The organism is Streptomyces sp. bgisy159, from assembly GCF_965341775.1.
Lineage (GTDB): Bacteria > Actinomycetota > Actinomycetes > Streptomycetales > Streptomycetaceae > Streptomyces.
The window spans coordinates 1-22414 of sequence record NZ_CBDQZH010000050.1 but is presented as its reverse complement, the minus strand read 5'-3'; the positions used below and the strand labels follow the sequence as shown (position 1 = coordinate 22414).

General features: G+C 72.5%; 19 protein-coding genes and 2 pseudogenes. 15 read left to right on the top strand and 6 right to left on the bottom strand.

Features of this window, described 5'->3' with window-relative positions; translation table 11 throughout:
- Positions 1-2: 2 nt before the first annotated feature.
- The 4 genes from sufC to ACSLTV_RS31505 are packed head-to-tail and all read left to right on the top strand — an operon-like array spanning position 3 to position 2843.
- Positions 3-767 carry a Fe-S cluster assembly ATPase SufC gene (sufC, locus tag ACSLTV_RS31520; protein ID WP_432139322.1) on the top strand — a complete coding sequence of 255 codons (765 nt, stop codon included), beginning with the start codon at positions 3-5 and terminating at the stop codon, positions 765-767.
- The gene (locus tag ACSLTV_RS31515; RefSeq protein WP_432139323.1) at positions 764-2032 is read left to right on the top strand and encodes a cysteine desulfurase; all 1269 of its coding nucleotides are present in this window, start codon (positions 764-766) and stop codon (positions 2030-2032) included. Before sufC ends, ACSLTV_RS31515 begins: the two co-directional genes overlap by 4 nt.
- Before the next feature lie 14 nt (positions 2033-2046).
- Positions 2047-2514 carry a Fe-S cluster assembly sulfur transfer protein SufU gene (sufU, locus tag ACSLTV_RS31510; protein ID WP_432139351.1) on the top strand — a complete coding sequence of 156 codons (468 nt, stop codon included), beginning with the start codon at positions 2047-2049 and terminating at the stop codon, positions 2512-2514.
- Entirely contained in the window at positions 2511-2843 is a 333-nt protein-coding gene (locus tag ACSLTV_RS31505; RefSeq protein WP_151783435.1) for a metal-sulfur cluster assembly factor, read from the top strand. The genes sufU and ACSLTV_RS31505 overlap by 4 nt, the downstream gene beginning before the upstream one ends.
- Positions 2844-2914: 71 nt before the next feature.
- Here the strand turns inward: ACSLTV_RS31505 and ACSLTV_RS31500 are convergent, their stop codons facing one another.
- Positions 2915-3766 (bottom strand): AbfB domain-containing protein, encoded by an 852-nt coding sequence (locus ACSLTV_RS31500; RefSeq protein WP_432139324.1) that lies wholly within the window; start codon positions 3764-3766, stop codon positions 2915-2917.
- Between the two features lie 189 nt (positions 3767-3955).
- Here ACSLTV_RS31500 and ACSLTV_RS31495 point away from each other — a divergent pair, with 189 nt between their 5' ends.
- Positions 3956-4276: a DMT family transporter gene (locus ACSLTV_RS31495; RefSeq protein ID WP_432139325.1), complete on the top strand. Its 321-nt coding sequence runs from the start codon at positions 3956-3958 to the stop codon at positions 4274-4276.
- Complete coding sequence (locus tag ACSLTV_RS31490) at positions 4276-4830, top strand: TetR/AcrR family transcriptional regulator (RefSeq protein WP_432139326.1); 555 nt, start codon at positions 4276-4278, stop codon at positions 4828-4830. The genes ACSLTV_RS31495 and ACSLTV_RS31490 overlap by 1 nt, the downstream gene beginning before the upstream one ends.
- On the opposite strand, the pseudogene ACSLTV_RS31485 reads toward ACSLTV_RS31490, so the two are convergent.
- Positions 4823-5413 (bottom strand): annotated as a pseudogene (locus ACSLTV_RS31485) (redoxin domain-containing protein); the annotation flags it as partial. The gene ACSLTV_RS31490 and the pseudogene ACSLTV_RS31485 overlap by 8 nt on opposite strands.
- 191 nt (positions 5414-5604) lie before the next feature.
- Here ACSLTV_RS31485 and dapD point away from each other — a divergent pair.
- The 3 genes from dapD (at position 5605) to ACSLTV_RS31470 (ending at position 10246) form a co-directional block, all read left to right on the top strand.
- Positions 5605-6594 carry a 2,3,4,5-tetrahydropyridine-2,6-dicarboxylate N-succinyltransferase gene (gene dapD, locus ACSLTV_RS31480; RefSeq protein ID WP_432139327.1) on the top strand — a complete coding sequence of 330 codons (990 nt, stop codon included), beginning with the start codon at positions 5605-5607 and terminating at the stop codon, positions 6592-6594.
- Positions 6595-7039: 445 nt separating this feature from the next.
- Positions 7040-9256 (top strand): FUSC family protein, encoded by a 2217-nt coding sequence (locus tag ACSLTV_RS31475; RefSeq protein WP_435613339.1) that lies wholly within the window; start codon positions 7040-7042, stop codon positions 9254-9256.
- Positions 9257-9580: 324 nt separating this feature from the next.
- Complete coding sequence (locus ACSLTV_RS31470; RefSeq protein WP_435613338.1) at positions 9581-10246, top strand: DUF4389 domain-containing protein; 666 nt, start codon at positions 9581-9583, stop codon at positions 10244-10246.
- A 33-nt stretch (positions 10247-10279) separates the two neighbouring features.
- On the opposite strand, the gene ACSLTV_RS31465 is transcribed toward ACSLTV_RS31470, so the two are convergent.
- From ACSLTV_RS31465 to ACSLTV_RS31455, 3 genes and pseudogenes are all read right to left on the bottom strand, one after another.
- Complete coding sequence (locus tag ACSLTV_RS31465) at positions 10280-11113, bottom strand: MBL fold metallo-hydrolase (RefSeq protein ID WP_435613337.1); 834 nt, start codon at positions 11111-11113, stop codon at positions 10280-10282.
- Positions 11114-11270: 157 nt separating this feature from the next.
- Positions 11271-11534, bottom strand: a pseudogene (locus ACSLTV_RS31460) (dihydrodipicolinate synthase family protein); the annotation flags it as partial.
- A gap of 100 nt (positions 11535-11634) precedes the next feature.
- On the bottom strand, positions 11635-13458 hold the full coding sequence (locus ACSLTV_RS31455; protein WP_432139331.1) for an endonuclease/exonuclease/phosphatase family protein: 1824 nt from the start codon (positions 13456-13458) through the stop codon (positions 11635-11637).
- A gap of 286 nt (positions 13459-13744) precedes the next feature.
- Between ACSLTV_RS31455 and ACSLTV_RS31450 the strand changes: the two genes are divergently transcribed.
- The 3 genes from ACSLTV_RS31450 to ACSLTV_RS31440 all read left to right on the top strand — a co-directional run bounded on the left by ACSLTV_RS31450 (position 13745) and on the right by ACSLTV_RS31440 (position 18037).
- A complete protein-coding gene (locus ACSLTV_RS31450) occupies positions 13745-15271 on the top strand; it encodes a hypothetical protein (protein WP_435613336.1) in 1527 nt (508 codons plus the stop codon).
- 502 nt (positions 15272-15773) lie between these two features.
- Positions 15774-17210 carry an alkaline phosphatase PhoX gene (locus ACSLTV_RS31445; protein ID WP_432139333.1) on the top strand — a complete coding sequence of 479 codons (1437 nt, stop codon included), beginning with the start codon at positions 15774-15776 and terminating at the stop codon, positions 17208-17210.
- 245 nt (positions 17211-17455) lie between these two features.
- The gene (locus ACSLTV_RS31440; protein ID WP_432158854.1) at positions 17456-18037 is read left to right on the top strand and encodes a TetR/AcrR family transcriptional regulator; all 582 of its coding nucleotides are present in this window, start codon (positions 17456-17458) and stop codon (positions 18035-18037) included.
- Between the two features lie 133 nt (positions 18038-18170).
- Here the strand turns inward: ACSLTV_RS31440 and ACSLTV_RS31435 are convergent, their stop codons facing one another.
- On the bottom strand, positions 18171-19355 hold the full coding sequence (locus ACSLTV_RS31435) for a TerD family protein (RefSeq protein WP_432139352.1): 1185 nt from the start codon (positions 19353-19355) through the stop codon (positions 18171-18173).
- 190 nt (positions 19356-19545) lie between these two features.
- Between ACSLTV_RS31435 and ACSLTV_RS31430 the strand changes: the two genes are divergently transcribed.
- The 3 genes from ACSLTV_RS31430 to ACSLTV_RS31420 are packed head-to-tail and all read left to right on the top strand — an operon-like array spanning position 19546 to position 22366.
- On the top strand, positions 19546-20697 hold the full coding sequence (locus tag ACSLTV_RS31430) for a Gfo/Idh/MocA family protein (RefSeq protein WP_435613335.1): 1152 nt from the start codon (positions 19546-19548) through the stop codon (positions 20695-20697).
- A complete protein-coding gene (locus ACSLTV_RS31425; RefSeq protein ID WP_432139336.1) occupies positions 20694-21617 on the top strand; it encodes a PmoA family protein in 924 nt (307 codons plus the stop codon). Before ACSLTV_RS31430 ends, ACSLTV_RS31425 begins: the two co-directional genes overlap by 4 nt.
- Positions 21611-22366, top strand: a complete 756-nt coding sequence (locus ACSLTV_RS31420) for a cupin (protein ID WP_432139337.1) — start codon at positions 21611-21613, stop codon at positions 22364-22366. Before ACSLTV_RS31425 ends, ACSLTV_RS31420 begins: the two co-directional genes overlap by 7 nt.
- Positions 22367-22414: the final 48 nt, after the last annotated feature.

The window sequence follows — 22414 nt, the reverse complement described above, 5'->3', positions numbered from 1 at the left end:
CCATGGCAACGCTTGAAATCCGAGACCTGCACGTCACCGTCGAGGCCGACAACGCCACGAAGGAGATCCTCAAGGGCGTCGACCTCACCGTGAAGCAGGGCGAGACGCACGCCATCATGGGCCCCAACGGCTCCGGCAAGTCGACCCTCGCCTACTCCCTCGCGGGTCACCCCAAGTACACGATCACCGACGGCACCGTCACCCTCGACGGCGAGGACGTCCTGGAGATGTCCGTCGACGAGCGCGCCCGCGCCGGCCTGTTCCTGGCGATGCAGTACCCGGTCGAGGTCCCCGGCGTCTCGGTCTCCAACTTCCTGCGCACCTCCGCCACCGCCGTCCGCGGCGAGGCCCCCAAGCTGCGCACCTGGGTGAAGGAGGTCAAGGAGGCCATGCAGCGCCTCAACATGGACCCCGCCTTCGCCGAGCGCAACGTCAACGAGGGCTTCTCCGGCGGCGAGAAGAAGCGCCACGAGATCCTCCAGCTGGAGCTGCTCAGGCCGAAGGTCGCGATCCTCGACGAGACCGACTCCGGCCTGGACGTCGACGCCCTGCGCATCGTCTCCGAGGGCGTCAACCGCGTCCGCGAGACCGGCGAGGTCGGCACCCTGCTGATCACGCACTACACGCGCATCCTGCGCTACATCAAGCCCGACTACGTCCACGTCTTCGCCGGCGGCCGCATCGTCGAGTCCGGCGGTGCCGAACTCGCCGACCAGCTGGAGGCCGAGGGCTACGACAAGTACGTGAAGGGCGGCGTATCCGCGTGACCCCTGACCGCCATGGGCTCCCGGGCCTCCTCGACGCCGAGGCCCTCCGCAAGGACTTCCCCATCCTGGACCGAGTGCTCCACGACGGGAAGAAGCTCGTGTACCTGGACAACGCGGCGACCTCGCAGACGCCGCGCCAGGTGCTGGACGTACTCGCGGAGTACTACGAGCAGCACAACGCCAACGTCCACCGTGGCGTGCACGTCCTCGCCGAGGAGGCCACGGCGCTGTACGAGGGCGCGCGCGACAAGGTCGCGGAGTTCATCAACGCGCCGAGCCGCGACGAGGTGATCTTCACCAAGAACGCCTCCGAGTCGCTCAACCTGGTGGCGAACATGCTGGGCTGGGCCGACGAGCCCTACCGCGTGGACTCGGACACCGAGATCGTCATCACCGAGATGGAGCACCACTCCAACATCGTGCCCTGGCAGCTGCTGGCGCAGCGCACGGGCGCGAAGCTGAAGTGGTTCGGCCTCACGGACGACGGCCGCCTCGACCTGTCGAACATCGACCAGGTCATCACGGAGAAGACGAAGATCGTCTCCTTCGTGCTGGTCTCCAACATCCTGGGCACCGTCAACCCGGTCGAGGCGATAGTGCGGCGCGCCCAGGAAGTCGGCGCGCTGGTCTGCATCGACGCCTCCCAGGCCGCTCCGCACATGCCGCTGGACGTCCAGGCCCTGCAGGCCGACTTCGTGGCCTTCACCGGCCACAAGATGTGCGGCCCGACGGGTATCGGCGTGCTGTGGGGCCGCCAGGAGCTGCTGGAGGACCTGCCTCCGTTCCTGGGCGGCGGCGAGATGATCGAGACGGTGTCCATGCACTCCTCGACGTACGCCCCGGCACCCCACAAGTTCGAGGCGGGCACCCCGCCGATCGCTCAGGCGGTCGGCCTCGGGGCGGCGATCGACTACCTCGACTCGATCGGCATGGACAGGATCCTCGCCCACGAGCACGCGCTCACCGAGTACGCCGTGCGCCGGCTCGCGGACGTTCCCGACCTGCGGATCATCGGCCCGACCACGGCCGAGGACCGCGGAGCGGCGATCTCATTCACCCTGGGTGACATCCACCCGCACGACGTGGGCCAGGTCCTCGACGAGCAGGGCATCGCCGTGCGCGTCGGCCACCACTGCGCGCGGCCCGTGTGCCTCCGGTACGGAATTCCCGCGACCACGCGAGCGTCGTTCTATCTGTACTCCACACCGGCCGAGATCGACGCACTGGTCGACGGCCTGGAGCACGTACGGAACTTCTTCGGCTGAGAGGCGTGCAGAAGGTGAAACTGGACTCCATGTACCAGGAAGTCATCCTGGACCACTACAAGAACCCGCACGGGCGTGGTCTCAGGGATGGCGACGCCGAGGTGCACCACGTCAACCCGACCTGCGGCGACGAGATCACGCTCCGGGTGAAGTACGACGGCACGACCATCGAGGACGTCTCGTACGAGGGCCAGGGCTGCTCCATCAGCCAGGCGTCGGCCTCCGTGCTGAACGAACTGCTGGTCGGCAAGGACGTGGCGGAGGCGCGGAAGATCCAGGAGACCTTCCTGGAGCTGATGCAGTCCAAGGGGAAGATCGAACCCGACGACGCCATGGAGGACGTCCTGGAGGACGCGGTCGCGTTCGCCGGGGTGTCCAAGTACCCGGCCCGGGTCAAGTGCGCCCTCCTCAGCTGGATGGCGTGGAAGGACGCGACGGCTCAGGCGCTGGGCGGAGCCGACGCCGAAAGGAAGACGGCATGAGCGACACCGTGGAGATGAAGCCGGCCTCGGAGGAGGAGCTTCGCGAGGCCCTGATGGACGTCGTCGACCCGGAGCTGGGCATCGACGTCGTCAACCTCGGCCTGATCTACGGCATCCACGTCGACGAGTCCAACATCGCGACCGTCGACATGACCCTGACCTCGGCGGCCTGTCCGCTGACCGACGTCATCGAGGACCAGGCCAAGTCCGCCACGGACGGCCTGGTCAGTGAACTGCGCATCAACTGGGTCTGGATGCCCCCGTGGGGCCCCGACAAGATCACCGACGACGGCCGTGAGCAGCTGCGGGCGCTCGGGTTCAACGTCTGAGCACACCCACCGCACGAGCGAGGGCGACACCCCGTCAGGGGTGTCGCCCTCGCTCGTTGCCGCACGACGTCTCAGCTCAGCGCCGTCACGAACCGGAACGCCGAGTCCGCCAGGTAGAGGTCGCTGTGCTGGTAGGGGTCCAGGCGGATCTGGAACGACTGGTGGCGAAGGAAGCGGCCCGGGTAGTTCGCGGACTCCAGCATCACGGCACCGGAGTGCGGTGAGGGGCGGGAGCAGAACGTGGCGTCCTGCGCGAACAGGGCGGACCCGTCGTGGCGGTCGGCGCGCAGCACGAACTGGCGGTGGCGCAGATAGCGGCCGTCGGAGGTGGCGAAGGAGTAGCAGGACGCGTCGGTCAGTCCGGGCACCACCGTGAAGGAGGCGTCCGCGCGGAACTCCGAGCCGCCCGGCCGCTCCAGCTTCACCGGACCGCCGCTCACATGCCAGTACCGGTCGGGGTAGTTCACCGAACGTACCGAGCGGCGGTAGGACTCGGGGTCGGCCGGCCGGTCCGGGGTGGGCTCGGCCGCCGGGGACGCCGAGGCCGAGGCGGTCGTGGGGGAGGCGGCGGGGGAGCCGCCGCTGTGCGCGGTGGGACGTGCCGACGAGGCCGAGGCCGTCGGTGTGGCGGAGGTGGGGGGCCGGCTCCCCGAGGCCTCGGCCGTCGCTGAGGGACTGGCGAAGGAGATCAGACCCGGCCCGTCACGGGTGTCTGCCGCGGACGGGCCCGGCGTGGCGCGGGCCGACGTCTCGTCAGCGGGCCTGTCGTTCAGGGCTATCGCCGTCACGCAGGCCACCACGGTGGCCACGGCGAGGGCTCCGGCCAGCCACAGACGGCGGGTTCCGGGCGCCCTTGAGCTGTCCGGTGTCCAGCCGTTCTCCCAAGGTCTGTCCTGCGGGGGCCGGGGTTCGTTCTCAGGCATGCGGCTGTTCCTCCAGCGGCGCGCGTGAGGGCGCCGCGGCTGTGGGGGGCCCGGTATGTGAACGCTGAAACAGTAGAGGAACCAGTGACGTGCCAGCAGCCCTTTCGGGAGGGCTTTCGATAACGCTTTCTCATCGCGCCGCGGCCGCACTCATGACAGACCCGAGCGCCGTTATGTACGCTCGTACACATGGGTTACCTGACGCTCGCCGGCGCCATCGCCGCCGAGGTGGCCGCCACCACCGCGATGAAGTACAGCGACGGCTTCAGCCGACTGTGGCCCTCCGCCCTGACCGCGGTCGGCTACCTGGTCTCCTTCCTGCTGCTCGCGCAGACCCTGAAATCCCTTTCCATCGGCACCGCCTACGCCATCTGGTCCGGCGTCGGCACCGCCACCATCGCCGTCCTCGGCCTCGCGCTCTTCGGCGAGGGGCTGGGCACCGCCAGGGTCGCCGGGATCACGCTGATCATCGCGGGCGTGGTGGTGCTGAACCTCGGGGGTGCCCACTGATGCCCCGGCGCCACGACCCCGAGCGGCGGCAGCGGATCATCGACGCGGCGATCCGGGTGGTGGGGCGCAAGGGGCTCGCCGGTCTGAGCCACCGCAGCGTCGCCGCCGAGGCGGACGTCCCCCTCGGATCGACGACGTACCACTTCGAGACCCTCGACGACCTGATGGTCGCCGCGCTGCGGCAGGCCGGCGAGGGCTTCGACAAGGCACTCGCGGCACATGACCGGCTCGACGACACAGGCAGCGACCTGGCCCGCGAACTCGCCGCGCTGCTGGGGGAGTGGCTCGGCGGCGAACGCACGGGTGTCGAGCTGGAGTACGAGCTCTACCTCGCCGCGCTGCGCCGGCCTGCCCTGCGCCCGGTCGCCGCCGAGTGGGCCGGGGCGTTCGCCGGCCGACTGGCCCGCCGCACCGACGCCGTCACGGCCCGGGCCCTGGTGGCCCTGGTGGACGGCATCTGCCTGCAGGTGCTGCTGACGGACGAGCCGTACGACGAGGAGTACGCGCGGGAGGCGCTGGCGCGGGTCGTCGCCGCACCGCCCCGAGACGCCTGACGTGCGCCGGCGCGGCCTCGACGCTCCCCGCGACGTCCGACACCGGGTACCGCACCTCCCGGACCACCCCCTCCCGTCCACCCGCTCCCGGGCCACGACCAGCGTCGGAGCCGCTTCAGCCGGCTCGTGCCCGCCGCGCGGAACGTCGGCGGGCGCAGCGCGGCGATCAGGGACAGCTCCGCGTCGGAACGCAGCGGGAAACCCAGCCCCTCGTGTTCGGCGAACGCCCGCTGCTCGTCCGGGCGTCGGGTGGACACGCCGTACACCGTCGCGCCCGCCGCCGTGAACTCGGCCAGCCGCTCGCGGTAGGTGCGCGACTCCAGGGTGCAGCCTGGTGCTCCGGGGATGTCTCCCCAGCCGGGCGGGTAGGCGTCGGCGCGCGCGCAGGCGCCGGGGAAGCAGCACAGGACGGTGCACGGCGTGCCGGCGGCGGCCGGGTCGCGCCACTCGCCCCGGTCGTCGCGCAGCCGCAGCTCCTGCAGCCGCGTCCCGGCCGGCGCGTGCACCCGCTCGGCCTCGGTCGACTCCGCAGGGCCGTGGCCGTCGTACCGCCGTCGCCCAGCACCCAGGCCTCCGCCCGGTCGGAGGGGGAGCGGGCCAGTGCTCAGCGTGCGACGCACGGCGTCGGCCGTGCCGGTCGGCGGGCCGGCCGTGTACCGTTCCGGGGCCGGGATCACCGGAGGTGACGAGGGGCGAACCCCCTGGCCCGCCCGCCACCTGAGACGCGCCCCGGCTGGTTCGCGTCCACGGCCCCCCGCCGGTTAGGTTGCCCTCATGACCGACACGACTGCACCTCGTACCACCGGGGCGGTGGCCGCCGGCCTCGCCACGATCGCCGCCGACGGCACCGTCCTCGACACCTGGTTCCCCGCCCCCGAGCTGGTCGCGGAGCCCGGCCCGTCCGGCACCGAGCGGCTGTCCGCCGAGCGGGCGGCCGAGCTGCTGGGCGGCGGCGCCACCGCGGCGACCGGACCGGACGCCCGCCGGGGCGTCGAAGTGGTCGCGGTCCGCACGGTCATCGCCTCGCTCGACGAGAAGCCGATCGACGCGCACGACGTCTACCTCCGGCTGCACCTGCTCTCGCACCGCCTGGTCAAGCCGCACGGCCAGAGCCTGGACGGCATGTTCGGCTTCCTCGCCAACGTCGCCTGGACCTCGCTCGGCCCGGTCGCCGTCGACGACATCGAGAAGGTCCGCCTCAACGCCCGCGCGGAGGGCCTGCACCTCCAGGTGACGTCCATCGACAAGTTCCCCCGCATGACGGACTACGTCGCCCCGAAGGGCGTCCGGATCGCTGACGCGGACCGGGTCCGCCTCGGCGCGCACCTCGCCGAGGGCACCACCGTGATGCACGAGGGCTTCGTCAACTTCAACGCGGGCACGCTCGGCACGTCGATGGTCGAGGGCCGCATCTCGGCGGGCGTCGTGATCGGCGACGGCTCCGACATCGGCGGCGGCGCGTCCACGATGGGCACGCTGTCCGGCGGCGGCAACGTCATCATCTCCGTCGGCGAGCGCTGCCTGGTCGGCGCCGAGGCGGGCGTCGGCATCGCGCTCGGCGACGAGTGCGTGGTCGAGGCCGGCCTGTACGTCACCGCGGGCACCCGGGTGACCATGCCCGACGGCCAGATCGTCAAGGCCCGCGAACTCTCCGGCGCCTCCAACATCCTCTTCCGCCGCAACTCGGTCACCGGCACAGTGGAGGCCCGCCCGAACAACGCGGTGTGGGGCGGCCTGAACGAGATCCTGCACAGCCACAACTGATCACTCGCCGCCTCGATTCCGCGGCCGGCCGACGACTCTTCCGACTCCCTGACGAGCTGTCGGCGGTTGTCGACGTCGGCCACCATCGAGCGCCCTCCCGCGGCCGGACGACCGCCTGGGAGGGCGCACGTGGTGCGCACAGGGACCTGCCCGAGACCGGGACTCGGCGAGACGAGGTCGTCCTCGGCGAGGGGGTGCAGGGGCAGACTGTCGAACAGATCCAGCAGACCGCCGCCCCGCACTGCCGCGCAGTCGGGTCGGGACGCGTGCCGACGGCCCGACACCCGGGACACCGACGGACTGCGAACGGACGCTGCCCCCGGCCAGGCCCGGCGACCGACTCGGCGGGCGCCCGCGGGGCACGAGGGCGCCGCAGCCGTGTGGGGATGTGGGGGCGGGGTGCGGATGTGATCCTGGAGGGGGCGGCTGGGCGGAGGGGCCGACCATGGGTTCTGAGACTGAGAGTGACACCGGCGATGCCGCCCGCATACGCCTGCCCGGTGTCCCGCGCCTGCGCCTGATCGCCGCCGCGCTGCGGCACGGCACACGTTCCTCGGCGAGCACAGGCCGACGAGCCGTTCGGGTGACGCTGTCAGCCGTCGCCGCCTTCTACATCGGCCTCTACGGCCTGCACGAGCCCGTCACCGCCACATACGGCCTGTTCGCAGCGGTGGCGATGGCAGGTCTCTCCCGCATTCCCGGCACCGGGCGCCAGCGCGCCGCCGTCGTCGTCCGGGTACTTCCTGTCGGCTGGTTCCTGGTTACGGCCGGGACCCTGCTCGCGGTACACACCTGGACCGCGGTGGCGGGGATGCTGGTGATCGGTTTCCTGCTCTCGTACGCGGCGGTGGCCGGTCCGCGAATGGCCGGGGCAGCTCCGGGCCTGCTCCTGCTCTACATCCTGCCGTGCTTCCCTCCGTACGCGCCGCAGACACTGGGTGAGCGGCTGAGCGGGACGACACTGGGCATTCTGCTGCTCTTGCTCGCCGAGACCCTGCTGCTGCCCGACCCGCCCACCACCTCCTACCGCGCTCTGTCGGCGGACGCGGCCATGACCGCGGCGCGCCTCGCAAGCGAACTGACGCACCCGCCGTGGCTGCTGTCGACCGGGGCGGGCACAGCAGCGCGGTCGGCCGGTGAGGCGCTGCGCCCCTCGCGGGTACAGGAGTCGGAGCGTCCCGCCGGACCGGGGCGGAAGGAGCGAGCGCTCGCTCACACCGGTATGGCCGGCCGTCTCCTGCTGGCCAGGCTTCAGGAGTTGGCGGAGCCGGGTGCGCGGGAACCCCGCCCCCAGTCCCTCGCGCTGCTCGACGAGGTCGCGGCGTCGGCCCGGAGGACGTCGGTCGCACTGCGTACCGGACGCCCGGCCGGCCCGGGACGGCTGGTGGACGTCCTGGTCGTCCATCGGCGGCTGCGCACGGTGTCGATCAAGGAGGCGACGTCCGGGAGTACAGCCTTCGCCATGCAGCGTCAGGCGATGCTCCTGGAGACCGCCTACGCCTGCGCGACACTCGCCACCGCAGCCGACCTCGCCCTGGGACGGCGCCCGGGGCCCGCCGAGGCGCGAGACGGCAGCTTCTGGTACGCGCGGGAGGGCACTGTCCGCCTGTGGGCGCGGCGGCTGTCGGCACACCTGACCGTGCGCTCGGTCTACTTCCAGAACGCCGTACGCGTCGGCCTCGCGCTGGCAGCCGCTCGTACCGTGGCCGGACTCGACTCCCTGCCTCACGGGTTCTGGGCCATGCTGGCCGCTCTCACCCTGATCCGCACCACTGCTGAACAGACGAGTGCCGCGGTGGCCCGGGCGCTCGTCGGTACGCTGCTGGGCGCACTGGCCGCCGCCGCCATGCTGGTCTTCGCCCATGGAAGTACCACGGCCTACGTCGTGGTACTTCCGGTGATCATGTTGGCCGCCTTCTGGATCGGGCCGACGCGCGGCGTGGGATGGGCACAGGGTCTGTTCACCCTGGCCGTGTCCGCCGTCTTCGCCCTGCTCGCCCCGGTCACATGGCAGCTGGCCGAGTTCCGCTTCCTCGACGTCCTCGCCGGCAGCGCGATCGGTCTGGTCTTCGGCCTGCTCGCCTGGCCACGAGGTGCCCAGAAGGAACTGCGCCGAGACGTTGCGGCCCTCCTTCGCGCCATCGGCGCGACCATCGCCTCGACCACATCGGTCCTCACTGAGGTTCCCGTGCGGGGGCAGCCCGGCCGGCCCTCGCTGCCGGGCGCCCTGACACTGGCGGAAGCGTCCTTCGCGCAGTACCAGAGCGAGCCTCAGCGGCCCGGCACGCCGTCGGTGGACTGGCATGCGGCGCTGATGGCGGGGCATCACGCCTTGCGCGGGTCCCGGCACCTGCCGCATGCGGGGGACCTGGCCGGGAGCCGGCCGCTCGCGCCTGCGTGCCGGGCGAAACTGGCCCGGGACAGCGACGTGCTGGTCCAGCACTACGAAAGGGCCGGCGCTCTCCTCGAGGACGCACGGCGGGCACCGCCGAAAGCCCTCCCGCCGGTACCCGACGAGACCGCTGACAGCCGGCCGCCCGACGACCCGGCACCGCCGGTCTACTACGACGCCGAGGCGTGGCTGCGGGCACTTGCGGCCGATCTGGACCACATCGCCAGGACCACCGCCGCAGCCGGACCTTCCCCGAAGGACCGGTCGTGAACCGCCGGGATCTCGTCGCGGCACCGGGGCACCGCCGGTGCCGGCCCTCCACGTGGCGATGGTGCCGATCCTGCACAGAATGCCCTGTCACCGGCTTCGACCGTGACGGCCAGGGGGCGACGGTCTCGACCGCGCGGGGAGAAACGCCTCCGCCGAAGCGCGGACGCCGGCACCCGGAGCCAGGCTTGCCCCGCGGGTGGTCCTCACACGAAAGGCGGTGACGGGTCGCGTCCTTCCACCCCGGGTGCCAGTCTGGGTTCGAAGTCGGCGACCACCTCTGCCGGGCGCCTGACGAGCAGCACGCTCGAAAGGAGCTGCGCCTCCATGATTCCCGTCACCGCCTCAGCCGTGCGTATCGAGGCGTCTCTCGATCCTCGTCTGTCCCGATGGATGTGGCTGGTGAAATGGCTTCTCGCCATTCCGCACTACATCGTGTTGTTCTTCCTGTGGATCGCGTTCATGCTGGTGACCGTCGTCGCGTTCTTCGCGATCCTGATCACCGGCCGGTATCCGCGGTCCCTCTTCGAATTCAACGTCGGCGTGCTGCGCTGGAACTGGCGTGTCAGCTACTACGCCCATACGGCGCTCGGCACGGACCAGTACCCGCCATTCACCCTCAGCGACGTGCCGGACTACCCGGCACGCTTCGACGTCGTCTATCCCGAGCGCCTCTCCCGCGGTCTCGTCCTGGTGAAGTGGTGGCTGCTGGCGATCCCTCAGTACGTCGTCGTCGGGATTCTCGTCGGTGGCTGGGGCAATGACGACAGCTGGCTCTACAGCGGTCTCATTCCCTATCTTTCGCTGGTCGCGGTCGTCATCCTGGCGTTCAGGGCCCGCTATCCGGAACCCCTCTTCGACTTCCTGCTCGGTCTCGTCCGCTGGGCCGCCCGGGTCGCCGTCTATGCCGCGTTGATGACCGACCAGTACCCGCCGTTCCGGTTGGACATGGGCGGGCCGGAGCCGGTGCCGGTGTCCGCGACGACGCCCTGACGCACACGCGTGTCGATCCGGGCACGGCCGGGGTCATCCCGGGCCGCCGGACGCGGGCTGCTGCCCGCCACCGGGCTCGAACCCTGCCAGCATCTGTTCCAGCGCGGCTTGGTCAGGCCCCACGAACGCCGTTTCCCGGGGTGCCGAGCCCAACGTGTCGATCATCGACCCGGTGACTCCCGGTGCCGGCGGCAGATGGGTGGACAGGACGAGTTCCGGCTCTCTGTCCCGCAGCGTCTGGAAGGTGTCGAGGAACTTCTGGACATCCACGTTGTGCACCCAGGGGCTGTCGACCGTGGCCCACAGGAGCTGCGCGGCCCGCAGCTCCTCCCGGCCGATCGCACCGACGTCGTCTGCGTGTGCCAGTTCGGCACTGGGCAGCGGTGCACCGAAGCAGTCGGCGCTGAAGCAGACCCCCGACCGGTCGTCGAAGAGGCCGACGGTGGCCGGGTTGTCGAACAGCGGCGGCCTGAACCCCGTGAGGGTGCGGTCGCCGACATCCAGGGTCTGTCCCGGATTGAACAAGTACAGGCGGTCGAGTGGCAGCGGCCTCTCACAGGACATGAGGCCGGCGGAAAGGTACGTGGTCACGACGCGAGCCTCGGGCGCCGCGGCCAGGAGATCGAATATCCCACCTGTGTGATCACGGTCCGGGTGCGTCAGCCAGATCCACCGCACATCGGCGGGGTCCAGCACGGAACCGACCGCCTCCAGGAAGTTCCTGTCGGGTAGCCCGAGTCCGGTGTCGATGACGACGGGCTGAGAGGCGAGCAGTACGAAGGCGTTCACCGGGAGGTGCCCGATCCCGGGCACCTCAAGGCTGTCGTTCAGGACGCTGATGTCCGGGTGGACCTTGTGAACCGGCATGTCACATCTCCATGCCCCCGGGGTGGTGATCGCGTCGCGGCCTACTCCTCCATCATCGGCCCCTCCCCCCGGGTGCCGCATCCCGGCCGCGGCACCCGGCACAACGAGATCGGACGGGGCACATGGCAGCACAGGGCCGCGGGGCGGGGGTCACGGGTCACGACGGCTGTGTCAGGTGGTCGTACGCCCTGGCCAGGTCGTCGACCGTCCGCGCGTCCGCCGGGCGCAGGGGCGGGCGGACCGGGCCCGCGGGGAGGCCGAGGGTGGTGAGGAGGGCCTTGGCGGTGACCGTGCCGGGGAGCCCGCCGGCCGTCATCGACTCGATGAGGTCCATGGCCCGGTGCTGGAGACGGGTAGCGCCGGCGGTGTCGCCCTCGTCGAACCGGTCGAGGATCTCCCTGATGTGGCGCGGGGCGGCGCTGCCTCGGAGGCGCCGCCGCCGACCGTACCCCGGAGCCCGGCCCCCCGGCGGCTCGCCGCGGGGCCGGGCTCCGGTGATCCGTGGGCCGGTTGCTTGCCGTTTACGGCCGGAACCTCAGCACCTGCGGGTCGTGGTCGCTGATCTGGTCGTGGAACTCGGCGTTGATGTGCACGCTGTCGTAGTCGAAGCAGTGGCGCCGGATCGACGGGCTGACCAGGATCTGGTCCAGGGTCTGGGCGTTGCCCTGGTAGACGTACGAGTAACGCTCGCTGCGGGGCAGCGACTTGATCGCCGACCACAGGGCGCCGTCGGACTCCAGGATCTTCGCCGTGCCGGAGAACTCGAAGTCGTTCATGTCGCCCAGGGCGACGACGTCCGCGTTCCGCTGCTTGGCGAGGATGTCCTTCACGAAGGAGTTGACGGCCACCGCCTGCGCGTGACGCTGGATCTCCGAGCCGCGCGCGGGCGGCTGGTACTGGGCGGTCAGGGACTGGTCGCCGCCCTTGGAGGCGAAGTGGTTGCTGATCACGAAGACCGTTCTGCCGCGGAAGACGAACTCGCCTACCAGCGGCTTGCGGCTGTCCTCCCAGGCCGCGTTCTGCGGGTCGAGGCGACCGGGGGAGACCGTCAGGGCCGCCTTGCCGCGCACCTTGGTGACGCCGGTGGCGGTCGTGGCGTCGCCGCCCGCGCGGTCGGTGAAGGAGACCCGCCGCGGGTTGAAGAGGAACACGTTGCGGATGTTCCCGCCGGGCTGGCCGCCGTCCGTCTTGTCGGCCGGGTCGATGGAACGCCAGTCGTAGCGCGGTCCGCCCGCCTCGACGATCGCGTCGATCAGCTTGTTCACCGTCACGTCGGCGGCGACGGTGCCGTCGTCCGTGGCGCCGTTGTTGTCCTGGATCTCCTCCAGGGACAGGATGTCGGGCGACTTCAGGTTGTCCACGATCGCCGCGGCGTGCGCGCCGAAGCTGTCGTCGCCCGGGTCGAGGTTCTCGACGTTGTAGGTGGCGATCGCCAGCTCGTGCCGGCCCTGCGGCCGGGTCGTCTCCCGGGTGAGGCCGGCCGCCTCCACCGTGCCGATCTCGTTGGCGACCAGGGTGTAGCCGCCGTACTGGTTGTAGTCCAGGGGGCCGGTGGTGGTGCCGGTGAGCGTGTCGCCGACGTCCACGGTCGGGTACGCGGAGACCGGGCCCAGCGACTCGATCTGGAGCCGGCCGGTGTTCTGCGAGTCGTAGGAGCCGTAGACGGTGGCGCCGCGCCGGGAGGCGTGCTCGTGCGGCTTCACCGTGACCCACAGCTCGTGGTACTTGTTGCTGGCGCCGACCACGCGGGTGTCGGTGACCTGGACGTTCATGCCCTCCAGCGACTCGTAGTGATCGAGGGCGTACGTGGTGGGGTCCAGGGGCAGGGCGTTGATCGAGCCGTCGGCGGCCGGGTCGCCCTGCGGGGCGTACGCGTCCGGGACGGATGCCGCGTCGATGACCGTGGCGGCCGGGACCTCGTTGCCGCTGGACACGACCGTGACCGTGGCGCGGGTGAGTTCGGTGACCGCCTGGTTGCCGGACGAGGTGCCGCCGGGGACGTACTCGGAGACCGTGCCGGTGACCGTCACGGAGTCACCGACCGCGACCTTCGGGGCGGAGCCGGTGTAGACGAAGACGCCCTCGCTGGTGGCCGGGTCGCTGTCCGGGTCCGGGTCCTGCATCCAGAATCCCTTGGACGAGCCGTAGCCGCGCACACCAGTGACGATGCCGGTCACGTCGGTGACCTGCCGGCCCGCGTACGGGGAGGTGCGGGTGGTGCCCTGGATGTCGTGTATGCGTACCGAGTCGGCGTGCGCCGGTGTGGTCAGGACGACGGTGGAGGCCGCGGAACAGACGGCGGCGACGGTGAGCGCGGCGAGGCGCGCGGAGGACTTGCTCGGCAACGGATCCCTCCGGGGACGTGTGTGAGCGCCGGGACGAGGGGCGGAACCTCGCGGCCATGCCTGGCGGCCTTGAGGTGTACTTGACACGCGTAGAACCGAGTGAACAGTTGTCCCCCCAACTTCTACGCGCGTCAATCTCCTTCGTCTCCCGGCCACTTGTCAAGGTTTCGGCCATGTACGGCGGCCGTCGAGGAGATGAACCGGGCGGCATGGGTGGAAATCCGTCTAGGCTGAGCGGCTGAGCCGTGACGCGTACGGCTCTTGAGGTGCCCTAGGAGAACGTCCGATGTCAGACAGCTCCCCCCTGCCGCCGGTGCGGCTGACCTCCGAAGCGGAGCTGGCGCGCGACGCGCTGTCCACGCCCCTGCTCGCCCGGGCCGCGAGGCTGGCCCGCTGGGCCGGGCCGGAGACCCGGGTGGACGCCGGCGGCGGCCTGGTCGACGAACAACTGCCCGCGGCCGCCGAGGTGCTCGGCCTGACCGGTGACGACGCCGCCGCCCTCGCGAGCGAGGCCTGGCGGGTCGCCGTCGACACCGGACTGGTGGAGGTGGCCGACGACGAGACCGGCACGGTCACCACCGGCGAGGACCTCGCCCTGCTGACCGGCGGCTCCCCGCACGACGTCCTCGCCGTCTGGCAGAACGCCCTGGAGACCGTGCTCGCCGACGCGAGCGTGCCCGACCTCGACGACCTGGTCGACGCGCTGGACGCCGAGAACCCGGCCGGCCTCGACCTCTCCGCGCTCGACTGGGACCCCGAGGCGGAGGCGGAATTCCTCGACGGCGTCCTCGCCAACCTGTACCTCCTCACCGTCAGCGAGGACGGCCCCGGCGACGGCCCGGTGCCGCTGCCCGCGCTCGCCGCCTCGATGATCGTCCCCGGCGACATGGGCGAGCCCACCAACGACGTCCTGGAGCAGGTCTCCGACGCGATGATGCGCCTCGACGACCAGTTCCGGGTGCTGGAGCCGATCGGCCTGGTCGAGTACCAGCCGGTCGACGAGGCGCTGATGGCCGACGCCGGTGAGGTCACTGACGCCGGTGAGGTCACTGACATCGGCGCGGCGGGTGACGCCGGTGAGGCCTCTGGCGCCGGTGAGGCTCCGACGGCCGGCGCCGGCACGGAGCCCGCCCCTGTCGACGACACCGACGTCTCCCGCTACGGCATGGTCCGCCTCACCCCGCTCGGCCTGCACGGCCTGCGCACCCGGCTGATGGAGGCCGGCTTCACCGCCCCCGTCGTGGGCGCACTCGCCGACAAGGGTGCCGACGCGCTGCTCGACGGCAGCGCGCACTACGGCTCCCGGGCCGCCCGCGCGGAGACCGAGCTGTGGCTCGACCGGCGTGAACCCCTGGCCGCCGCACGCGAGTTGCTCGCCGCCGCGCGCGGCTCCGACTCGGGTGCGCCGCTGCGGCGGCTGCGCTGTCAGCAGGCGCTGTCGCTGGTCGGCGCCCCCGCCGAGCCGGCCCTCCGGGAGGTCCTCGACGACGCCGAGCTGGGCGGTCTCGCCCGGGTCTGGCTCACCGAGCACGGCGCGGCGGACGTTCCGCCGCCCTCGCCGGACCTGGTGTTCTGGCTGACCATCGACACGGTCGCCGCCCAGCTGGCGGCCGAGGGCAACTCCGAGGAGCTGCAGGCACTGGTCGAGGGGCTGGCGGCCCAGCACGACGGCTTCTTCGCGGAGGCCTGGCGGGTCGGGCATCCCGCGACGGCGGACGTGCTGGAGGCGATGGGGCGGCTGCACCCCGACAAGAAGGTGGCCAAGGCAGCACGGAAGGCGGCGTTCAAGGCGCGCTCGCAGCGGGGCGCTTGACGGTGTCCTCGCCGCCCGCGGAGGTCGGCTTCCGGGTGGGGAGTGGGCCCGGCGGGTGGCGTGGGGTGTCCTGGCTTGCGGGGGTACCGGTGGGCGCGTGACGGCGGTGCCGGCCGGGTGCCGTCCTGGCCGGTGCTGTCGCTGGAGAACCCTTCCGGCCACAGCAGCGGGGGCCGTCCGGGGTGTTGGCCGATCCGGCCACAGCAGCGGGGGCCGTCCGGGGGTGTTGGCCGATCCGGCCACAGGGGCGGCGGGTCCTCAGCGAGCGTTGGCCGGGTTCCGGCGCACGGGGTGCCTTGACGGGGGCCTCCGCCGGGCCTGGTTTCCGCCGGTGGAGCGTGGGGCCGGGGCGGGTGCGCGCCGGGGCGGGCCGAGCGCGCAGTTCCCCGGGCACCTCACGGGGCTTCGCCCCGTGTTCAAGCGGGGTTCACGCCCGGCCGGGAGCGTGGCGGCGACTGAGATCCGCCACCTCCCACGGCACCTTCACCGCTCAGGAGACAGCATGTCTTTCACCCGCAGGGACTTCGCCAGGACGTCCGCGATCACCGGTGCCGGGGTCGCGCTGGCCGGCAGTGTCGGGGCGCTCGCCACGGCACCGAACGCGCTCGCGGCCACGGAGGTCGAGAGCGGCCAGGACCGTCATGGCGGCGTCGGCTACGGCCCGCTGGTCCCCGACCCGGACGGGATCCTCGCCCTGCCCGCCGGCTTCAAGTACCGGGTCATCACCTACAGCGGCCGGACGAAGCTGGAGTCGGGTGAGTTCACCCCGCAGAAGCACGACGGCACGGCCGCCTTCGACGGCCCGCGCGGCGCCACCCTGCTCGTCAACAACCACGAACTGAAGGGCCCGCGCTCGAAGTGGGAGCACCCCGTCCCGCTCACCGAGGGCCTCGTCTACGACCCCGCGGCCGCCGGCGGCTGCACGGTCGTCGAGGTGCGCCGCGACGGGCAGGTCGCCGAGTGGGTCGGCATCGCCGGCACCTCCACCAACTGCGCGGGCGGGCGCACCCCCTGGGGCACCTGGCTGACCTGCGAGGAGAACTCCGACAAGGCCGGCGTCAACGGCATGACCAAGGACCACGGCTACGTCTTCGAGGTCGACCCCTGCGACCGGCGCGCCAACCGCGACCCCAAGCCGCTGAAGTTCTTCGGCCGCTACGCCCACGAGGCCGTCGTCGTCGACCCCGGGCGCGGCCACGCCTACCTCACCGAGGACGCCGCCAACCCCAACGGCCTGCTGTACCGCTGGACCCCTCCCCACGGCTTCGAGTACGGGCACGGCCGGTTCCGCGCGCTCGCCGACGATGCCGGTGTCCTCCAGGCGCCCCGCTGCTACGACTCCGGCGGCCGCTTCGTCGACGACCTCTCGCGCGCCACGAGGATCGGCACCGTCTACGGCGTCGACTGGGTCGACGTGCCGGACCGGGACGCGCGCGACACCCCCGTGCGTGAGCAGTTCGGCGGCGACGAGGTCACCCGGGCCCGCAAGCTGGAGGGCATGTGGTGGGGCGACGGCGGCGCCTACATCGTCTCCTCCTTCGCCCGCGCGGAGAGCCCGGTCCAGCACGACGGCCAGGTCTGGTTCTACGACCCGAAGCGCCGCACCCTCACCCTCAAGGTGCTGCTCGGGGTGAACCCCGACCCCGCCGCCGACGGCGCCTTCGACGGCCCCGACAACATCACCGTCTCCCCGTACGGCGGCCTGGTCATCGCCGAGGACGGCGACGGCGTCCAGCACCTCTTCGGCGCCACCGACAGCGGCCGCACCTACCCCATCGCCCGCAACGAGCTGAACATCGGCACCGAGGAGGAGCCCGAGTACAGCGAGTTCGCCGGCGTCACCTTCTCGCCCGACGGCCGGACCCTGTACGCCAGCATCCAGACGCCCGGCATCATGCTCGCCATCACCGGCCCGTGGAAGCGGCACAAGCGCGGCTGAACCTCCTTACCGGGGCCGGGACCCGGATCTCGTGGGAGAACTGAGCGCGGCCCCGGCAGGCGGGCGGCGCGCGCCGGGCACGGAGATCCGTCGGGAGGAGCCTGGCGCGCCTGTCGGCGTGCGCCCCGCCGACGGGTGTGATCCGGCCCGGATACAGTGCGCATGACGTGCGGGGCCCTTCTCCCGCGGAGTTCCGTCAGGAGGGCCCTGGCGGGGAGCCGTGCGCCAGGCGGAGGGAGGACCGGATGACGCGGGCCAGACCCATGCGCGCGGACGCCCGCCGCAACCACGAGCGACTGCTGACGGCCGCCGTGGAGGCGTTCGCGCGATACGGGGAGCGGGCGTCGCTCGACGACATCGCCAAGCGGGCGGGCGTCGGCTCCGGCACCCTGTACCGGCATTTCCCGACCCGGCAGGCGCTGCTGGAGGCCGCCTACACCGACCGCGTCGAGGCGCTCGCCGCCCGCGCCGACGACCTCGCGCGGCGGCTGCCGCCGGGGGAGGCGCTGCGGGAGTGGCTGTACGAACTGTGCGCCGGCAGCGTCCAGGTGCGCGGCCTGAAGTCCCTGCTCGGCTCCGCCGTCACCGACGGCGGCGGACCGGTGGACTCCCCCTGCGGCACCGCCGTCACCGGCGCGGCGGCCCGGCTCCTCGACGCGGCCCGCCGGGAGGGCACCGTACGTGCCGACCTGACACCCGTCGAACTCCTGCGCCTCGCCCACGCCGTCACCACGGCCTGCGAGCTCGGCCACGGGGAGCCCGGCGCCGTCCGCCGCTATCTGACCCTGGTGACGCAGGGGCTGGGGCCGACCGCCGCGCGGGGCTGAGAGCCGCCCGCCCGAGACATGGCCCCGCGCCTGGAGGGGGGCGGGGATCGGCGCGCACTGATCGCATTTCGTGGTGCCGGGGGAGAGTGCGGCAGGGGCGCCCCGGCCCAGGGCGCCCCTGCCGTAGGGAGGACTACAGCGCCTCCGCCGCCGGCTTCACCATGTTGCGGACCGTGCGGGCCTTCACGAAGTCGCCCATCGCCGTCATCTCCCACTCGCCGGAGAACTGGCGGATGAGCTTGGCCATCATGACGCCGGTCTGCGGCTCGGCGTTGGTGAGGTCGAAGCGGACCAGTTCCTCGCCGGTGGTGGCGTCGAGGAGGCGGCAGTAGGCCTTGGCGACCTCGGTGAACTTCTGGCCGGAGAAGGAGTTGACGGTGAAGACGAGGCCGGTGACCTCCTGGGGGAGGCGGCCGAGGTCGACGGTGATGACCTCGTCGTCGCCGCCGCCCTCGCCGGTGAGGTTGTCGCCGGAGTGGCGCACGGCGCCGCCGACGATGCTCAGCTTGCCGAAGTAGCAGCTGTCGACGTGGTTGCGCTGCGGGCCGTACGCGATGACCGAGGCGTCCAGGTCGATGCTCTTGCCGCGGTACGCCGGCTCCCAGCCGAGGCCCATCTGGACCTGGGAGAGCAGCGGGCGGCCGCCCTTGACCAGGGACACCGTCTGGTTCTTCTGGAGGCTGACGCGGCCCTTGTCCAGGTTGATCTTCCCCGCTCCCGGTGCGGGCGGTGCGGGCGGCATGGGCGGCATGGGCGGGGTCACCGGCGCCTGGGCCGCCGGCGGGGCGGGGGGCGCCGCGGGCTGCGCGGCCGGCTGGGCGGCCGGTTCCTCGACCGTCACGCCGAAGTCGGTCGCGATGCCGGCCAGGCCGTTGGCGTACCCCTGGCCGACCGCGCGTGCCTTCCAGACGCCGCCCCGCAGATAGATCTCCACGACCACCAGCGCGGTCTCGGCGCCCAGTTGCGGCGGCGTGAACGTGGCCAGCACGCTGTTGTCGGCGGCGTCGCGGATCGTCGCCGTCGGCTCGACGCCCTGGAAGGTCTGGCCGGCCGCGTCCGGGCTCGCCGTGACGACGATCTTCTCGATGCCCGGGGGCACGGCCGACGTGTCGACCGTGATCGCGTCGGGGGCCGTGCCGCCGCCCGAGCGGTAGGTCACGCCGGGGCCGGTCGGCTGGTTGTAGAAGATGAAGTCGTCGTCGGAGCGCACCTTGCCGTCGGCGGTGAGCAGCAGGCCCGATACGTCGAGCCGCACCGGCGCGGCGACGTCCACCGTCACACGCGCGGCGGAGAGAGGGATGTTCGAGCCGGGGGTCATAGCTGTCATGACCCGAGAACGACTGAGCCCGCTTTACCGTTCCCTTACCGTCCGCCGATCGGGCGCCCGCCCATATTCCGCCTGCCGGGGCTTGTTCCGGCACTCGTCGGGCGCCTAGGGTCCTCCCTGGCGGGCAAGCGCTTTCTACGCTTTGTCCCCGACCGACGCAGAACCGCCCGAGGAGCGCCGCATGCCGTTGCCCCCCGCCCGTCGCCGTGCCGCCGTCATCGGCACCGGCGCCATCGTCGCCGGCAGCCATCTGCCCGCGCTCGCCGCGCACGCCGACCGGGTCGAGCTGGTCGCCGCCGTCGACGTCGACGAGGACCGGCTGGACGCCTTCCGGGCCCTCGCCGCCGAGCAGGGGCAGCGGGTCGCCGGGTTCACCGCCACGGACGCCATGCTGGACGCCGTACACCCCGATCTCGTACTGATCGGCACACCGCCCGCCCTGCACCGGGAGCAGACCGTCGCGGCGCTGGCGGCCGGGGCCTGGGTGCTGTGCGAGAAGCCGCTGTGCCTGTCGCTCGCCGAGTACGACGAGATAGCGGCGGCCGAGGAGTCCTCCGGGGCGTACGCCTCCGTGGTGTTCCAGCACCGCTACGGCTCCGGCGCCGTCCACGCGCGCGAGCTGATCGCGAGCGGCGAGCTGGGCGCGCCGCGGGTCGCGCACTGCCAGACCACCTGGCACCGGGACGCCGGCTACTACGCCGTACCGTGGCGCGGCCGGTGGGCCTCCGAGGGCGGCGGGCCGACCATGGGGCACGGCATCCACCAGTACGACCTGATGCTGCACCTGCTCGGCGAGTGGGAGGAGATCCGCGCCATGGCCGCGCGGCTGGTCCACGACACCGAGAGCGAGGACGTCTCCACCGCCCTCGTCCGGTTCCGCGGCGGCGCGCTCGCCACCGTCGTCAACAGCGTGCTCTCCCCGGACGAGGTCAGCCGGATCCGCGTCGACTGCGCCGACGCCACCGTCGAGCTGACCCATCTGTACGGGCACACCGACGACGACTGGGTCTACACCCCCGCCCCGCACGTCGACGCCGCACGCGCCGCGGCCTGGCGCCGCCCCGGACCCGGCGTGCCCAGCTCGCACGCCGCCCAGCTCGGCGCCCTCCTCGACGCCCTCGACGCCGGCGTACGACCGCCCGGCAGCGGCCCCGAGGCCCGCGCCACCCTGGAGTTCGCCGCCGCCCTGTACAAGGCCGCGTTCACCGGGCAGCCGGTCCGCGCGGGGGAGATCGGGCCGGGCGACCCGTTCCACCGCGCCATGCACGGCGGCCACCCCGACTGGGCACCCGGGGCCGGCCGGGAACCCGTCGGGGAAGGCAGGGCCGCATGAGCATCCGCGTCACCCACGTGCACGGCGAGCACCTCGCCGTCGCCGCGGCCGGAACCGAGATCCTCCGCTACGTCTACCGCCCCGACCCCGACCCCTTCGAGTCCCGCAAGCCGTACGCCCACCCGCTGCGCACCCTCGCCGGGCACACGGTCACCGGCTACCGGCCGAACGACCACCGCTGGCACAAGGGCCTGCAGATGACCGCCAGCCACCTGTCCGGGCAGAACTTCTGGGGCGGCAACTCCTACGTCCACGGGCGGGGCTACCTGCGGCTGCCCGAGCGGGTCGGGTCGATGCGGCACGACGGGTTCCCGGTCCTCGCCGCCGAGGACGACCGGCTCACCGTCGCCGAGGACCTGGTGTGGGTCGCCCACGGCGGCCGGGAGTGGGCGCGCGAGGAGCGCGGCATCGTCGTGCACTCCGTCGACGAGGAGGCCGGCTCCTGGGCCCTCGACTGGTCGATCCGGCTCACCAACCTGCGCTCCGAACCGCTCGTCTTCGGCTCCCCGACCACCGCGGGCCGCGAGATGGCCGGGTACACGGGGCTGCAGTGGCGCGGGCCGCGCGACTTCACCGGGGGCGACGTGCTCGCCCCGGGGTCCGGCTCCGGCGCCGGGGAGCTGATGGGCAGCCAGAGCCCGTGGCTCGCCTTCACCGCCGAGCACGACGACGTCGACGCCCGCTCCACCGTCGTGTTCGCGCACGCCCCCGAGAACCTCGACCCGGCGCACGCCGTCCACGCGTCGCACTGGTTCGTGCGCTCCCGGCCCTTCCCGACCGTCGCGTTCTCCTGGGCCTTCTTCGAGGAGTTCCGGCTGCCGCCCGGGGCGTCCTTCGACTACCGCTACCGGGTGGTGATCGCCGACGGGGCCTGGGACGAGGAGCGGATCGCCGCCCACCTGAAGGGTCTGGCGTGGTGAGCGGGCTGCCCCATCCGCTGCCCGGCGCGGTCGGGCTGTCCCACCTGACCGCCTACCCGTGGGAGGCCGCCGACGGGGTCTGCGGCGGCAGCCCGCACCTGCACCTGGTGTGCACCGAGGCGTACGTCGTCACAGGCGGGCGGGGCGCGGTGCAGACGCTGAGCCCGGACGGCTACCGCGACATCCCGCTGGCGCCGGGCTCGGTCGCCTGGTTCACTCCGGGCACCGTCCACCGCATGGTGCGGGGCGACGGGCTGCGGATCACCGTCCTGATGCAGAACAGCGGGCTGCCGGAGGCCGGGGACGCCGTGTTCACCTTCCCGCCCGAGGTGCTCGCCGACCCGCGGTGGTACGCGGCCGAGGCGGCCCTGCCGCCGGGCACCGGCCCCGGCACCGAGGCGGCGGCCCGGCGGCGCAGGGACCTCGCCGTCGAGGGCCATCTCGTGCTGCGCGAGGCCCTGCTGGACGGCGACACCGGCCCGCTCCTCGGCTTCCAGCGCGCCGCGGCCCGCCTCGTGCGCCACCGGGTGCCCACCTGGCGGGCGCTGTGGCGGGCGGGCGCCCTGGCCGCCGCCGAGCGCACCGGCGCGCAGCTCGACGCGCTGGCGGCCGGCGAACCGGCGTACCTCGCCGACGCCACCGCCCACGAGGCCACACCCACCCGCCTCGGCGGCTACGGCATGTGCGGCCGGCGCGACGAGTACGCGCTGCCGGGGACGACACTGCCGTACGGGGCCCCTGAGCCCTGACCCGCCGCGGCACTCTGTCGCAAGGGCCGTGGAACTCTGTCGGAAGGG

Bases quoted from the DNA above. Each gene is read 5' to 3' on its own strand.
- ACSLTV_RS31465 (WP_435613337.1), bottom strand. From the start codon at position 11,113: ATGCCGGTTCACAAGGTCCACCCGGACATCAGCGTCCTGAACGACAGC.
- ACSLTV_RS31500 (WP_432139324.1), bottom strand. From the start codon at position 3,766: ATGCCTGAGAACGAACCCCGGCCCCCGCAGGACAGACCTTGGGAGAAC.
- ACSLTV_RS31435 (WP_432139352.1), bottom strand. From the start codon at position 19,355: ATGACCCCCGGCTCGAACATCCCTCTCTCCGCCGCGCGTGTGACGGTG.
- ACSLTV_RS31490 (WP_432139326.1), top strand. From the start codon at position 4,276: ATGCCCCGGCGCCACGACCCCGAGCGGCGGCAGCGGATCATCGACGCG.
- ACSLTV_RS31445 (WP_432139333.1), top strand. From the start codon at position 15,774: ATGTCTTTCACCCGCAGGGACTTCGCCAGGACGTCCGCGATCACCGGT.
- sufC (WP_432139322.1), top strand. From the start codon at position 3: ATGGCAACGCTTGAAATCCGAGACCTGCACGTCACCGTCGAGGCCGAC.
- ACSLTV_RS31430 (WP_435613335.1), top strand. From the start codon at position 19,546: ATGCCGTTGCCCCCCGCCCGTCGCCGTGCCGCCGTCATCGGCACCGGC.
- ACSLTV_RS31450 (WP_435613336.1), top strand. From the start codon at position 13,745: ATGTCAGACAGCTCCCCCCTGCCGCCGGTGCGGCTGACCTCCGAAGCG.
- ACSLTV_RS31440 (WP_432158854.1), top strand. From the start codon at position 17,456: ATGACGCGGGCCAGACCCATGCGCGCGGACGCCCGCCGCAACCACGAG.
- ACSLTV_RS31425 (WP_432139336.1), top strand. From the start codon at position 20,694: ATGAGCATCCGCGTCACCCACGTGCACGGCGAGCACCTCGCCGTCGCC.
- dapD (WP_432139327.1), top strand. From the start codon at position 5,605: ATGACCGACACGACTGCACCTCGTACCACCGGGGCGGTGGCCGCCGGC.
- ACSLTV_RS31475 (WP_435613339.1), top strand. From the start codon at position 7,040: ATGGGTTCTGAGACTGAGAGTGACACCGGCGATGCCGCCCGCATACGC.
- ACSLTV_RS31470 (WP_435613338.1), top strand. From the start codon at position 9,581: ATGATTCCCGTCACCGCCTCAGCCGTGCGTATCGAGGCGTCTCTCGAT.
- ACSLTV_RS31505 (WP_151783435.1), top strand. From the start codon at position 2,511: ATGAGCGACACCGTGGAGATGAAGCCGGCCTCGGAGGAGGAGCTTCGC.
- ACSLTV_RS31495 (WP_432139325.1), top strand. From the start codon at position 3,956: ATGGGTTACCTGACGCTCGCCGGCGCCATCGCCGCCGAGGTGGCCGCC.